This is a genomic window from Burkholderia sp. BKH01 (genome assembly GCF_025685725.1).
In the GTDB taxonomy this organism is placed as follows: domain Bacteria; phylum Pseudomonadota; class Gammaproteobacteria; order Burkholderiales; family Burkholderiaceae; genus Burkholderia; species Burkholderia pyrrocinia_C.
Genome location: NZ_JAOTQT010000011.1, coordinates 40,101 through 53,638 on the forward strand (window position 1 = coordinate 40,101; position 13,538 = coordinate 53,638).

The 13,538-nt window shown below is 66.1% G+C and carries 12 protein-coding genes; 4 read left to right on the plus strand and 8 right to left on the minus strand.

What is annotated here, in order from left to right:
• Positions 1–103: 103 nt before the first annotated feature.
• Entirely contained in the window at positions 104–1,702 is a 1,599-nt protein-coding gene (locus OEJ37_RS17900) for an APC family permease (RefSeq protein ID WP_174417289.1), read from the minus strand.
• Between the two features lie 420 nt (positions 1,703–2,122).
• Here OEJ37_RS17900 and OEJ37_RS17905 point away from each other — a divergent pair, with 420 nt between their 5' ends.
• A complete protein-coding gene (locus OEJ37_RS17905; RefSeq protein WP_006477070.1) occupies positions 2,123–2,326 on the plus strand; it encodes a cold-shock protein in 204 nt (67 codons plus the stop codon).
• A gap of 97 nt (positions 2,327–2,423) precedes the next feature.
• Here OEJ37_RS17905 and OEJ37_RS17910 read toward each other — a convergent pair whose 3' ends face one another.
• From OEJ37_RS17910 to OEJ37_RS17920, 3 genes are all read right to left on the minus strand, one after another.
• On the minus strand, positions 2,424–3,674 hold the full coding sequence (locus OEJ37_RS17910) for an Hsp70 family protein (RefSeq protein ID WP_174417290.1): 1,251 nt from the start codon (positions 3,672–3,674) through the stop codon (positions 2,424–2,426).
• 188 nt (positions 3,675–3,862) lie between these two features.
• Positions 3,863–4,468 carry a nitroreductase family protein gene (locus OEJ37_RS17915; protein ID WP_263345017.1) on the minus strand — a complete coding sequence of 202 codons (606 nt, stop codon included), beginning with the start codon at positions 4,466–4,468 and terminating at the stop codon, positions 3,863–3,865.
• Positions 4,469–4,624: 156 nt separating this feature from the next.
• On the minus strand, positions 4,625–5,908 hold the full coding sequence (locus tag OEJ37_RS17920; RefSeq protein ID WP_174417428.1) for an MFS transporter: 1,284 nt from the start codon (positions 5,906–5,908) through the stop codon (positions 4,625–4,627).
• 220 nt (positions 5,909–6,128) lie between these two features.
• Between OEJ37_RS17920 and OEJ37_RS17925 the strand changes: the two genes are divergently transcribed.
• Together OEJ37_RS17925 and OEJ37_RS17930 are read left to right on the plus strand one after the other, a co-directional pair.
• On the plus strand, positions 6,129–6,749 hold the full coding sequence (locus OEJ37_RS17925; protein ID WP_263345018.1) for a TetR/AcrR family transcriptional regulator: 621 nt from the start codon (positions 6,129–6,131) through the stop codon (positions 6,747–6,749).
• 76 nt (positions 6,750–6,825) lie between these two features.
• Entirely contained in the window at positions 6,826–7,398 is a 573-nt protein-coding gene (locus OEJ37_RS17930) for a DUF1415 domain-containing protein (protein ID WP_175921020.1), read from the plus strand.
• Positions 7,399–7,447: 49 nt separating this feature from the next.
• Here OEJ37_RS17930 and OEJ37_RS17935 read toward each other — a convergent pair whose 3' ends face one another.
• The 4 genes from OEJ37_RS17935 to OEJ37_RS17950 all read right to left on the minus strand — a co-directional run bounded on the left by OEJ37_RS17935 (position 7,448) and on the right by OEJ37_RS17950 (position 10,688).
• Positions 7,448–8,338 (minus strand): class I SAM-dependent methyltransferase, encoded by an 891-nt coding sequence (locus tag OEJ37_RS17935; RefSeq protein WP_174417294.1) that lies wholly within the window; start codon positions 8,336–8,338, stop codon positions 7,448–7,450.
• 89 nt (positions 8,339–8,427) lie between these two features.
• Complete coding sequence (locus tag OEJ37_RS17940) at positions 8,428–9,564, minus strand: class I SAM-dependent methyltransferase (protein WP_263345019.1); 1,137 nt, start codon at positions 9,562–9,564, stop codon at positions 8,428–8,430.
• A 127-nt stretch (positions 9,565–9,691) separates the two neighbouring features.
• The gene (locus OEJ37_RS17945) at positions 9,692–10,024 is read right to left on the minus strand and encodes a YegP family protein (RefSeq protein ID WP_034183695.1); all 333 of its coding nucleotides are present in this window, start codon (positions 10,022–10,024) and stop codon (positions 9,692–9,694) included.
• A gap of 169 nt (positions 10,025–10,193) precedes the next feature.
• The gene (locus OEJ37_RS17950) at positions 10,194–10,688 is read right to left on the minus strand and encodes an LEA type 2 family protein (RefSeq protein WP_174417296.1); all 495 of its coding nucleotides are present in this window, start codon (positions 10,686–10,688) and stop codon (positions 10,194–10,196) included.
• 642 nt (positions 10,689–11,330) lie between these two features.
• Here OEJ37_RS17950 and OEJ37_RS17955 point away from each other — a divergent pair.
• Positions 11,331–13,499, plus strand: a complete 2,169-nt coding sequence (locus OEJ37_RS17955; protein WP_263345020.1) for a M1 family metallopeptidase — start codon at positions 11,331–11,333, stop codon at positions 13,497–13,499.
• Positions 13,500–13,538 lie beyond the last annotated feature (39 nt).

Genomic DNA, 13,538 nt, shown 5'->3' on the forward strand with positions numbered 1-13,538 from the left:
CGAGACTACCGGCGGCAACCAACAAAAAGCCCGCCCGAGCGATGCTCGGGCGGGCTTTTTTCGCTGCTTCCTGCCGCCGCCGAATCCGGCGGCAGGTCAGGCGTCAGGCGCCGACGCCTTCGAGGATCTCGTCGTGCGACTCGCGCTCGTCGAGATATTTGGTCCGGTAGCCGGATTTCGCGCCCCAGAAGTAGAACACCAGCGAGATTGCCGCGACGATCAGCATGTCCCAGCCGTACGGCAGGACGCCGTAGCCGCCGAACTCCTTGCTGCCGATCAGCGACAGCACGGCCATCGTCGGCAGGTACGCGACCAGCCACCATGCGGCCTTCAGGTCTTCACCCCAGCCGGTCCAGCCCGACTTCGCCTGGAAGAAGAAGTACACCGGCAGCGCGACGATCATCAGCAGGATGATTTCGCCGGTCAGCGGCCACTTCGCCCAGTACAGGATCAGCGACGCGCAGACGAACGCGAACGGTGCAATCAGCTTCATGCCCGGGATCGACAACGGCCGTTCGATGTCGGTCGCCGAACGGCGCAGCGCCATCAGGCTGATCGGACCGGTCAGGTACGAAATCACCGTCGCGACCGAAATCACCGCCGCGAGCGAACTCCAGCCGCGGAAGAAGAACAGGAAGATGAACGAGACCAGCAGGTTGAACCACATCGCCTGACGCGGCACGCCGTAGAGCGGGTGCACGTTGCCGAACATCTTCGGCATCGTGTTGTTGCGCTCCATCGCGTAGATCATCCGCGTCGTCGTCGCCATGTAGGTCGTGCCGGTGCCGCTCGGGCTGACGAACGCGTCGACGTACAGCATGATCGCGAGCCAGTTCAGGTTCAGCGCGATCGCAAGTTCGGCGAACGGCGACTTGAAGTTGAAGTGCGACCAGCCCGCCGCGATGTCGGTCGGATTCACCGCGCCGATGTACGCGACCTGCAGCAGCACATAGATCACGAGTGCGATCAGGATCGACGTGATCACCGCGAACGGCACGCTGCGCGACGGATTGCGCGCTTCGCCCGCGAGGTTCACGGGGCTCTGGAAGCCGTTGAACGCAAACACGATGCCGCTCGTCGCAACCGCGGTCAGCACCGCCGACCAGCCGTACGGCGCAAAGCTTGCGTTGGTTGCGGTGCCGAGGTTTTCCGAGTGGAAGCTCGTCAGCATCAGGCCGAGAATCGTCAGGCCAGGGATCAGGAACTTGAAGATCGTGATCGCGGTATTCGCACGCGCGAAGGCCTTCACACCCCAGTAGTTCAGCATGAAGTAGATGACGACCAGCACGGCCGACAACAGCAGGCCGGGAGTCGTCAACTCGCCGTTCACGAACAGCGCGTGCGCCCACGGATACGGCCACGTGCTCATGTACTGGATCGACGCTTCGGCCTCGATCGGGATCACCGAGACGATCGCGATCCAGTTGGCCCATGCGCTGATGAAGCCCACCAGCGAACCGTGCGAGTAGCGCGCGTAGCGCACCATGCCGCCCGACTCGGGGAACATCGCGCCCAGTTCGGCATACGTCAATGCAATTGCGAGAATCACGACCGCGCCGATGATCCATGCGCAGATCGCCGCCGGACCGGCAATCTTCGCGGCCTTCCAGGCGCCGAACAGCCAGCCCGAGCCGATAATCGAACCCAGCCCCGTCAGCATCAATGCAAACGGGCCGATGTTCCGTTGAATAGAACTCTTCACATCCTCTCCTGTGTCTCAAAAAGCATGGTCGGCCTGCGGTCCGGGATCGGCTCGGACAGCACCGCGCACGCATTCTTGGGGGGACGAGTCATCCGATCGGGGCAACCCGTCCGCGCGGCGCGTAGTTTAACGGTTGCACCTCAAGCGTGGCGCCTAAATCGATCGGCCCCTACAAAAAATTCGCATCGCTTGCAAGCTTTGTAAACCGGATATACGCAATAACCCTGAGAGCATGGAAATACGGTTGACCACGCGGATGATTAGCCGTATAAAGGACTTCGCAGGATTTCAAGTGGCGAGTGAATTGGTTCTTTCGTAGTTCGCCCATCAACGGTACTCCGGTTGGTCCTATTACCCCTTCCTTGATTTTCCGCACCCCATGGGCTTCGGCCCCGTTTTATCTTTTTAGGAACAAGTAACATGGCAACCGGTACCGTCAAGTGGTTCAATGACGCAAAGGGCTTCGGCTTCATTACCCCGGAAGGCGGCGGCGACGATCTGTTCGCGCACTTCTCGGAAATTCGCGTCGAAGGCTTCAAGACGCTGCAAGAAAACCAGAAGGTTGAATTCGAAGTGAAGACGGGCCCGAAGGGTCTGCAAGCTGCGAACATCCGTCCGGTCTAAGCTTGGCGCGATAATTCGTGAAAAAAAGCCCCGCTTCGGCGGGGCTTTTTGTTTTTCGGCGCCAGTTCGGCACGGCGGCAATGCAGCCGCCCGCCGTTCAGCCGAAGAGGCGCTGCGCGTGAATGCCGAGCCCCGTCGCGACACTCGCGAGGCGGTCGCCGAATACCGGCTGCGCATCCGGGAACGCGCCCGCGAGCGCGCCCGACAAAAACGCGAGCCCCGTCGAGCCGCCGGTGAAATACAGTGCGCCGACGTCGCGTGGCGCGACACCCGCGAGCCGCACCGTCTCGCGCGCGGCGTCGACGATGCGCGCGGTGTCGTCGCGACTTGCATCGACGAGACGATCGGAATCGAACGCGATCAGCAAGTCTTCTTCCACGTCGTTCAGGTCGATCATCGTCTCCCCGCCCGCTGCGACGCCGATCTTCGCTTCTTCCGCGCGCGCCATCAGTGCATGCCCGAGCCGCTGCTCGACCACGCTCGTGAGCCGCTCGTACTGTCGCGCATCTTGGTACAGGTGCTTCATCAGCTTCAGCTCGCCGAGCCGCTTCGGCGTGTACACCGTGTTGATCAGGTGCCAGGTCGCGAGATCGAAGTAGATCTTGTTCGGCAGTTCGCGCCCTTCCGGGTCAAGCGAACGGTAGCCGAACGCGGGCAGGATCGCCGCCAGCTCGACACGCCGGTCGTAGTCGGTGCCCGCGACGTGCACGCCGTGGTGGGCCAGCACGTCGTCCTTGCGCTCGAGCCGTGCCATCCGCTCGGGCCCGACGCGCACCAGCGAGAAATCGGACGTGCCGCCGCCGATGTCGGCGACGAGCACGAGGCGTTCGGCCTGCTGGCGCGATTCGTAGTCGAACGCGGCGGCGATCGGCTCGTACTGGAAGTGAACGTCCGCGAAGCCGACCGACCGCGCGGCCGCCTCGAGCTGATCCTGCGCGAGACGGTCGGCGCGCGGATCGTCGTCGACGAAGAACACGGGCCGCCCGAGCACCGCGCGGCCGATCGGCGCGCCCGCGCGCGCTTCGGCCTTGCGCTTCAGGTGCGTCAGGAAACGCGCGATGATTTCGGTGTACGCGATCGCGCTGCCGTCGCCGAGATCGGTCGTCGTTTCCGCGAGCGGCGAGCCGAGGATGCTCTTCATCGAACGCATCAGCCGGCCGTCGAAACCGTCGATATAGGAGGCCAGCGCCGCGCGACCGTACTCGACCGTCTCCTCGTCGTTGTTGAAGAAGATCGCGGTGGGCAGCGTCAGGTGGTCGCCCTCGACGGGCGCGAGGCGCATGCCGTCACCGTCGGGCAGCGCCACGGCGGAATTGGACGTGCCGAAATCGATCGCGCAGTAAGTCATGGGAAGTTGCCGCAGCAGGGCCGGCGCGAAAACGGAAAGGACGGGCTTTTTAACATGAAGCCCGCGGGATCACAACCGGGGCCGGCCACGGGTGCCGCGGAACGGGCTTCAGCGGGGACGGCGCGCGGCCTGGCGCGCCGAAGATGCGCGCGGACGGGATGCACGATGCAGCCATCCGCGTGGCGCGATCAGGCTGCCGCGTCGAAGCTCTTCTTCCATGCGCCCGCATACACGACTTCGCCGATCGCATGGCGCGTGCGCGGCGCCTTCTCGCGATCGCGCAGCACGGGATCGAGCTTGTCGACGTTGCCGTAGTGGCCGAGCGAGATGATCGATACGATCGCGACGTCGGCCGGAATCGCGAATGCGTCGCGGAACGCCTTCGCGTCGAAACCGCTCATCTGGTGCGCGGCGAGGCCCAGCGCGTGCGCCTGCAGCACCAGCGACATCGCCGCGGCGCCTGCATCGTACAGCGCGGTCGGCGCCGGTTCGCCCTTGGGCGAAAGCGTGTGCGCGGTCACCGCGATCAGCACGGGCGCCGGCGCATTCCAGCCCTGGTTGAACGGCACCAGCGTCGCGAACGCGCGCTTGAATGCCTCTCCGTCCTGCGTGCGATCGAATACGATGAAGCGCCACGGCTGCGCGTTGTACGCGGACGGCGCCCAGCGCGCGGCTTCGAGCACCGTGTGCAGATCGCCGGCGCTGACGGGCTCATCCGAATACGCGCGCGGGCTCCACCGGCCCGCGATCAGATCGTGAATCGAAACAGTGGTGGGAGCAGGTTTGACGGACATGCGGTTCCTCGCTGAAATCGATGAAGGGGCGCGAACGCCCGGCGAACCGCAAGCATACCCGCTTGAGCGGTTGCGCGCCCGATCCTCCCGCGCTATGCAAATCACCGTGCCTGCAATGGCCGGCCGCATGCCGCGCGACCGGCCGGGCCACCGTGCTCAGGCCGCCTGCGCCGCTGCGCGCGACGGGCCGCGGTTGATTCGTAGCACGATCAGCGCGCCGACGATGCACAGCCCGCCCGAAATCATCGACGCGATCGTGTAGGTGCCGAGGCTCGCGCGCAGCAGCCCCGCGCCGAGCGCCGCGAACGCCGCGCCGAGCTGGTGGCCGGCGACGATCCAGCCGAACACGACCGGCGCCGCAGCCTTGCCGAACACGTCGGTCGCAAGCCGCACGGTCGGCGGCACGGTCGCGATCCAGTCGAGCCCGTAGAACATCGCGAACAGCGGCAGCCCGAAGAAATCGATGCCGAACGCATGCGGCAGGTAGATCAGCGACAACCCGCGCAGCCCGTAGTACCAGAACAGCAGCACGCGGTTGTCGTAACGGTCGGACAGCCAGCCCGACAGCGTCGTGCCGAACAGGTCGAACACGCCCATCGCCGCGAGCAGCGACGCGCCCTGCACTTCGGTCATCCCGTAGTCGCTGCACATCGCGATCAGGTGCGTGCCGACATAGCCGTTGGTGCTCGCGCCGCAAATGAAGAAGCTGAAGAACAGCAGCCAGAAGTCGCGCGAACGGCTCGCCATCAGCAGCGTGCGGAACGCGACCGCGAGCGGGTTGTCCTTCGTCGCTTCGGGCGCGGGCGGCGCATCGGCCGGCTCGCCGTACGGGCGCAACTGCACGTCGGCCGGCCGTTCGGGCAGCAGGAACGCGACGAGCGGAATCACGATCGCGGCCGCCACCGCGACGACCAGCACGACCGGCCGCCAGCCGTGACGCTGCGCGATCGCCGCGAGCATCGGCAGGAACACGAGCTGGCCGGTGGCCGTGCTCGCGGTCAGGATGCCCATGATCAGGCCGCGCCGCGCATGGAACCAGCGCGTGACGAAGGTCGCGGACAGTGTCAGCGCGACGACGCCCGTCGAGCAGCCGACCATCAGGCCCCAGATCACCACCATCTGCCAGCTCTGCGTCATCATCGACGACAGCGCGACGCCCGCGCTCATCGTCACGAGCGCGGTGAGGATCGTCGGGCGCAGCCCGAAGCGCTGCATCGCGGCGGCAGCGAACGGCCCCGTCAGCCCGTACAGCGCGATGTTCACCGAGATCGCCAGCGAAATCGCCGCGCGGCTCCAGCCGAGTTCGCGTTCGAGCGGCACCATCAGCACGCTCGGTGTCGCGCGCGTGCCGGCTGCCGCCAGCAGGATCAGGAATACCACCGCTGCCGCGAGCCATCCGTAGTGGAAGCGCCCGCCGATTCGTGTCACCGCCCAGTTCATCGTCATCTTCTCCAGTTGGCGGCTCCGGCGCCATCGCACCTGCTCCGCCTCACCCAGCCAGGCCACCTCCGCCGCACACTGCATCGGCTGACCCGGGCCGATGCTTGGCATTTGTCTGTCGATCCGGCCGGCATTGTTACCGATCGGTCACAACTGTGTTGCGATCGTAGTTACCAGTCGGTAACATGTCAAGCAATTCATCACGTAGTCGAGGGTCATCATGTCGGGCATCGAAGCCGCCAAACCGCTAGCGCGCCGCACGCGCCGGCCGATCGACGGCGCCACCGCGCACGAGCACCTGCTGCGCGCCGCCGAGGAGCTGTTTTACCGGGAAGGCGTTCGTACCGTCGGCGTCGAGGCGGTCGTCGAGCGCGCGGGCGTCAACAAGATGAGCCTGTACCGCCAGTTCTCGTCGAAGGACGAGCTGATCCTCGCGTACCTGGAGCGGATGGACGCGTGCTTCTTCGAGCGTCTCGAGACGAGCGTCGCCAAGCATCCGGGTGAGCCGAAGGCGCAATTGATCCAGTATTTCGTCGATCTTGCCGAGCGCGCGACGCAGAAGGACTATCGCGGCTGCCCGTTCGTCAACGTCGCCGCGGAATTCCCGGATGCGTCGCACCCGGCGCGCGAGCGCGTCGCGCAGAACAAGGAACAGCTGATGAAGCGGCTCGTCGCGCTGTGCGAAGGCGCCGACGCGCGGCAGCCGCAGGCGCTCGCCGATGCGCTCGCGCTGGTGATCGAAGGCATCTACGCGGCGAGCCAGACCTACCGGCACGGCGAAACGCCGATCGGCATCGCGCCCGCGCTCGTCACGCAGTTGATCGAGGCCGCGTGCGCATGACGTGCGGCGCACGCCCGAACCCGGCGTGCCCGCTACAATGCGGCCCTCTCCGCTCCACCGCCCGACTGGTTTAACGATGACCGACACCCGCCCCGAATCGCATGACGATATCCTAGCCGCCACGCGGCACTGGCTCGCTCGCGCGGTCATCGGGCTCAATCTGTGCCCGTTCGCGAAAAGCGTCTATGTGAAGGAACAGGTGCGCTATGCGATCAGCGAAGCGACGACGCTGGAAGACGCGCTCGCCGAGCTCGAAACCGAGCTGCGCGCGCTCGACGCGGCGGACCCGCAGCAGGTCGACACGACGCTCGTGATCTTCCCGCATGCGTTCGCCGATTTCGTCGACTTCAACGACGCGCTGTTCTTCGCCGACCGGCTCGTGCAGCAGTTGCGGCTCGACGGCGTGCTGCAGATCGCGAGTTTCCATCCGCAATACCGGTTCGAAGGCAGCAACCCCGACGACATCGAGAACTACACGAACCGCGCGCCGTATCCGATCCTGCACCTGCTGCGCGAAGACAGCATCGCGCGCGCGGTCGACGCGTTCCCGGATGCGTCCGCGATCTACGAAAAGAACCAGGAAACGCTGCGCCGCCTCGGCCACGACGGCTGGCGCGAATGGATGCGCCGGCCGGGCGACGACGTCTGATGCGCCGCGCGCTCGCGCCGGCCGCTACGCGGTTCGGTCCGCCCGCGCGTCAGCCTTCAGCCGACTCGACGGCCTCGCCGCCCGCTGCCGCGGCCTCCGGCACGAAGAAGCGCTCGTTCAGTTCGGCGAGCCCGAACATGCCGAGGATTTCGTTCAGCCGCTCGCCGGGCCGCCGGCGCGGCAGGTTCTTGTACTGCGCGATGATCAGCTCGTTCTTCATCGAATGCTCCCAGCCGACCAGCTCGGTCACGCTGACCTGGTAGCCGTGCGCTTCGAGCTGCAGGCAGCGCAGCACGTTGGTGATCTGGCTGCCGAATTCGCGCGTATGCAGCGGATGTCGCCACACCTCGGTCAGCGCGTTCGCGAGCGACTTGCCCTTGTTCCTGCGCAGCACGCCCGCGACTTCCGCCTGGCAGCACGGCACCAGCACGATGTGCTGCGCGCGCTTCGCGAGCGCGAAGCGGATCGCGTCGTCGGTTGCCGTGTCGCACGCGTGCAGCGCGGTGACGACGTCGACCGCTTCGGGCAGTTGCGGCGACGTGATCGAATCGGCAACCGACAGGTTCAGGAACGACATGCCGCCGAACCCGAGCCGCTCGGCAAGCTCGGTCGAGCGCGTGACGAGCTCCTCGCGCGTCTCGATCCCGTACACGTGCGACGCGAACGCCGGCGTGCCGTGCCCCGGCTGCTGCTTGAAGAACAGGTCGTACAGGATGAAACCGAGATACGACTTGCCGGCACCGTGATCGACGAGCGTCACGCTGCCCTTGTCGGCCTGCACGCCGGCCAGCAGCGGCTCGATGAACTGGAACAGGTGATAGACCTGCTTCAGCTTGCGGCGGCTGTCCTGGTTCAGCTTCCCGTCGCGGGTGAGGATGTGCAGTTCCTTCAGCAGCTCGACGGACTGCTCCGGGCGGATTTCGTGGGTCTTGTTCGACATCGTGATGCGGCGCCGGGCCACGGTCGGTCGACCACGGCCCGGCGGCGGGAATTCGTGAGGGAGAGTGACAGTTTACCGAAAATGCGCGGTCAGGCTCGGGCGCCGAGCCGCCACAGCGACGTGACCTCGGCGCGGCGTGCCGCATGCAGCGGATCGTCGGCGTCGGTCGACTTCGGGTGCGCGGGGCGGATGTCTTCGCGGCCGAGCACGACGAGGCCCGCCTCGTCGATCCATTGCAGCAGCGTGTCGCGCGGCCGCAGGCCGAGGTGCTCGGCGAAATCGGACAGGATCAGCCAGCCCTCGCCGCCCGGCTCGAGATGTGCGGCGAGCCCCGCGAGGAAACCACGCAGCATGCGGCTGTCGGGATCGTAGACCGCGTATTCGATCGGCGCGCTCGGCCGGGCCGGCACCCAAGGCGGGTTGCAGACCACGAGCGGCGCACGGCCGGCCGGAAACAGGTCGGCCTCGACGACGTCGACGCGATCCGCATGACCGAGCCGCGCGACGTTCTCGCGCGCGCAGGCGAGCGCACGCGGATCCTGATCGGTCGCGATCACGCGCTCGACGCCGCGCGACGCGAGCACGGCCGCGAGCACGCCGGTGCCCGTGCCGATGTCGAACGCAAGCGACGTCGCCGGCAGCGGCGTGCGCGCGACGAGTTCGACATATTCGCCGCGCACCGGCGAGAACACGCCGTAGTGCGGATGGATCGGCGCGCCGCCGAGCGCCGGGATCGGCACGCCCTTCTTGCGCCATTCATGCGCGCCGACGAGGCCGAGAAGTTCGCGCAGCGATACGACCGACGGCGCGCCGCCGGGGCCGTACGCCTCCTCGCATGCGGCGCGCACGTCGGGCGCGCGGCGCAGCGGGATCGTATAGTCGGCGTCGAGCGGGATCAGCAGCATCCCGAGCGTGCGGGCGCGCTGCGACTGCGCGAGACGATGCAGGTTGAACGCGTCGACGCCGGGGGCGGCGGCTTTTGCCTTCTTCGGCTTGCGCTCGACGCGGCGCGCCATCGCCTGCACGAGCTGGCGCGCATTCTGGAAGTCGCCCTGCCAGACGAGCGCGGTGCCCTCGCACGCAAGACGGTAGGCCGCGTCGGCAGTGAGGCGGTCGTCGGCGGGCACTGCACGCTTCGGCGGCTGCACACCGGCTTCGGAGCGCCAGCGCACGGCATGATCGACGCCGTCGGGGTCGGTCCAGTGGAAAACGGGGAAATCGGTCACGCGAACTCGGTTACGGTTGGCTTCAACGGGCGGCGGCATCGCGCCGCGCGGCTCACACCATACCGCGCTTTGCCCGCGCGGCAAAGCACGGGCGGCGGCACGCACCGCCGCCCGGGACGCACGCGCGTCAGGTCTCGTCGTCGAGCGCCGCGTCGGGCGCGTTCTGCTTCACCGACGCGATGCCGTTCTCGCGGCCCGCTTCCGCCTTGTACAACTCGCTCGTGCCGATGATCTCGTGATTACCGGCCTTCAGGTTGAACATGAACTGGCCGTTGCTCGCGGTCTTGCGCTCGTAGCGCGCGTCGTCCGGCGCGTTCTTGCGCACCGACGCGACGCCGTTCTCCGCCGATGCCTTGGTCTTGTAGAGCTCGCTGCGCAGGATGATCTCGCCGTTGCCGGCCTTCAGGTGGAACAGGAACTGACCGTCGCTCGCTTTCTTGATGACGAATTTCGCTGCCATTGGGATCCCCCTCGGGTGAAAGTTCGTCCGGCCCTCCGGACCCGGCCAGTTTAAGCGCGATCCCGCCGGGAAAACGCAAGGCCGGTGCAATTCAATCGTCAGGAATCGTCAGGGCCGACGCGCGCGCCGCTTGGCCAGGCATGACTCCGGCATCCACGCGGCGCGCGGGCTATCCGCCCCATCCCGGCATCGCGGGCAGGCGCAGCGTCCCCGCGTCGTTGAAGTGCACGGTGCCGAGTACGCCGCCGGCGAGCCGGCCGCGCAGCGCATACGGCAGTTCGCCGTTCGCCGCCGCGCCGGGCAGGTTCCACGCCTGCCGCGCGGCGGCGAATGCCGACACGGAAACCGGCACGTCGAGCACGGCCTCGCCGAAACGCGGCACGGTGCCCGAGCGATCGCTGACGCCGCTCGCGAACAGCGTGCCGTTCAGGTCGAGCGCGACCGAGATGCCGTCGTACTCGATCGGCGCATCGTTCGGGTTCTGCACGCGCAGCTTCAGGCTGAAACGCATCTCGAGCCCCTGCCCGACCAGCGGGTCGAGCCCGGCAACCGACACGCGCACGGGGTCGCGCGTCAGCCCCGCGCAACCGCCGAGCAGGAACACGGCGGCGAACAGCAGCAGCACGGCGCGCAGCGGCGCGATACGGAACAGGGCTCGTGGCATGGGAAGGCCTCCTCGCGGCAATCGGTGAGCGGGTCGTCGACGCATTGTACCGAGCGTGCCGCGGTGCGCCGGATTTCGTAGTTTTCGCAGCCGCTCCAGATCGTTAATAGATTAAAACTACGAAGCCACCAGCCAAACGGAAAGCGCATTAATGACCAACGGCATTCAATGAAGCGCAAAAAAATCAATAGACGCACTTTCTAAATTTTTCGTTTCCTTTACCTAAAACCATCAAGTATATTTACGCATCCTTCGAGCTAGCCGACAAACCTTGAAGCCGCATGACGGCGCATTTACGGAATGGCGACACGCCTTCCTTCCGTCCTGCGAACTGGCCCGGCCAGCCCCGTAGGTCGTCGGTTCAAAGGGATTGCGCGCCCGTGCAGGGCGTGCGGCCCCGTGTCGTGCGCGCGAAATCAATTCAGTACAACACGCGCCCGTCCATTTTGAACCGGCAAGTTAACCGACATCCGGAAATCCAGAGGGGGCAGTAAACCATGATTACCTTCACGTAGTCGGCCGCCGTCTTTTCGAATAATCCGTCATTAGCATTTTCATCGCTGTCGATTAACGGCGAGGGGATTGCTTTTGCCGGCGCTTTCGCAGCACTGAACGATTCTTTCTACAATCGAGGTTTCAGTCATGTCGATCAACATTCGCAAGATGCGTTATCTGCCGCTCGTCGCCGCACTCGCGCTCGCCGGGTGCGGCGGCGACGACGGCGGCGTGGGCTCGGCTTCCGCGCTCAGCTCCGCCGGCGCGCCGCACTCGGGCTCGTCGCCCGCCGTCACCGCGCCGCCAAGCGCATCCAACGTCGACAAGAGCGTGTCGCCTGTCGAGTTGCCGGACACCGTCGTACCTGTGAACTACCGGCTGTGGTTCCGCCCGAACGAAGCGCTGAACGCGTTCGACGGCCGCGCCGACGTCGAGATCAAGGTGCTGAAGCCGGTCAACAACATCGTGATCGCGGGCCACCGGATCAAGTTCACGAACGGCCGCATCACGCTGCAGCCGGGCAATATCCAGCTGATCGCGACGCCTCAGGACAAGGGCGACTTCTATCAGTTGCGCCCCGTGAGCGGCTCGATCTCGCCGGGCAACTATTCGCTGCACATGGAGTGGTCTGGCATCATCAACTTCAAGTCGTATGACGATCCCGTCAAGAAAACCGGCGGCAGTTGCGGCGACGATCCGTATCCTGGCTGCTCGGCCGCGGAAGGCATCTTCCGCGTCGACCTGAAGAGCACCGACGGCACGACGAGCGGCGCGATCCTCACCCAAGGCGAAACCAACCTGGCGCGCCAATGGTTCCCCGGCTGGGACGAGCCGGCGTTCCGCCCGACCTATGAAGTGACGGCCGAAGTGCCGCAGAGCTGGCGCGTCGTGTCGAACGCGGCCGAGAAGCCGTCCACCAGCGTCGGCGGCGGCTACAAGCTCGTGCAGTTCGAGAAGACCCCGCCGATGCCGTCGTACCTGCTGTTCTTCGGCGGCGGCCTGTTCGACACCTACGAGGACGACTTCACGAGCCCGCTGCCGGGCGGCAAGGGCGGCCTGCACCTGCGCGTGTTCACGCCGCCGGGCATGAGGGACTGGGCGAAGCCGGCGATGGACCGCACCAAGCAGGCACTCGACTTCTACTACCGCTACACGGGCATCGCGCTGCCGCTCACGAAGTTCGACACGGTGGCCGCGAACGACGCGTTCAAGGAGCAGAAGGACCTGAACTTCGGCGGGATGGAGAACTGGGGGTCGATCCTCGAGTTCGCCGACGATATCCTGCCGCAGCCGGGCCAGCCGATGTCGCACTACGGCAACGAGGTGCTGACGCACGAAGTCGCGCACCAGTGGTTCGGCGATCTCGTCACGACCGACTGGTGGGACAACGTGTGGCTCAACGAGTCGTTCGCGACGTTCTTCGAGACGAAGACGACGATCCAGTTCTTCCCCGACGAGTTCAGCTGGCTCGACCAGGTGAAGAACAAGTACCGCGTGATCAATCGTGACATCGGCCCGAACGCGTTCCCGGTCGCACCGAACTTCAACGGCTGGGCGTCGAACGACTTCGTGCTGAGCGCCAGCGCGTTCACGTACGACAAGGGCGGCCACGTGTTGAAGACGCTCGAGAACTATCTCGGCGAACAGACGCTGCGCAAGGGTCTGCAGCAGTACCTGGTCGACTACTCGTTCGGCAACGGCACGCCGAAGCGCCTGTGGGATGCGCTGTCGAAGGAGAGCGGCCAGTCGGTCGGCGCGATCGGCGACAGCTACGTGCGCCAGACCGGTGTGCCGCTGATCTCGCTCGACACGCAGTGCGACCTGACGAAGAACCAGACGATCGTCACGCTGAAGCAGCAGCCGTTCCCGAACAAGAACGCGTATCCGGGCCTGCAGTGGACGGTGCCGATCACGCTCGCGTACGGCCAGGGTCTCGCGCAACGCACGACGCTCGCGCTGAAGGACACGCAGACGCAAACGCGGATCGACGGCTGCACGGGCGTGGTCGCAGACCCGAGCGGGCTCGACTACTACGTCGTGAACTACAGCGACGCGGCCTGGAGCGGGTTGCTCACGCAGGTCAACGGCTCGTCCGATCCGGTGCTGCTGTCGAACCTGAAGAGCGAGGCCGCGCTGCTCGTCGCGAACAATCTCGCGCCGGCTTCGCGCTCGACGTCGATCGGTTCGGTCGCTTCGCCGGCCGCGATGAAGCTGCGCCAGACGCCGACCTTCGACGGCATCGCGCCGGCCACGAAGGAACGCCCGGCCCTGCAATACCAGGGCATCTTCAAGCCGCGCAAGGTATTGACGCAGTAACGGTGCGCGTCCGGCCGGTGCCGCGCAACCTGCGGCGCC

Coding starts and splice junctions, on each gene's coding strand:
- OEJ37_RS17930 (WP_175921020.1), top strand. CDS start 6,826: ATGACCGACACCCGCCCCGAATCGCATGACGATATCCTAGCCGCCACG.
- OEJ37_RS17950 (WP_174417296.1), bottom strand. CDS start 10,688: ATGCCACGAGCCCTGTTCCGTATCGCGCCGCTGCGCGCCGTGCTGCTG.
- OEJ37_RS17925 (WP_263345018.1), top strand. CDS start 6,129: ATGTCGGGCATCGAAGCCGCCAAACCGCTAGCGCGCCGCACGCGCCGG.
- OEJ37_RS17910 (WP_174417290.1), bottom strand. CDS start 3,674: ATGACTTACTGCGCGATCGATTTCGGCACGTCCAATTCCGCCGTGGCG.
- OEJ37_RS17935 (WP_174417294.1), bottom strand. CDS start 8,338: ATGTCGAACAAGACCCACGAAATCCGCCCGGAGCAGTCCGTCGAGCTG.
- OEJ37_RS17955 (WP_263345020.1), top strand. CDS start 11,331: ATGTCGATCAACATTCGCAAGATGCGTTATCTGCCGCTCGTCGCCGCA.
- OEJ37_RS17905 (WP_006477070.1), top strand. CDS start 2,123: ATGGCAACCGGTACCGTCAAGTGGTTCAATGACGCAAAGGGCTTCGGC.
- OEJ37_RS17945 (WP_034183695.1), bottom strand. CDS start 10,024: ATGGCAGCGAAATTCGTCATCAAGAAAGCGAGCGACGGTCAGTTCCTG.
- OEJ37_RS17920 (WP_174417428.1), bottom strand. CDS start 5,908: ATGAACTGGGCGGTGACACGAATCGGCGGGCGCTTCCACTACGGATGG.
- OEJ37_RS17915 (WP_263345017.1), bottom strand. CDS start 4,468: ATGTCCGTCAAACCTGCTCCCACCACTGTTTCGATTCACGATCTGATC.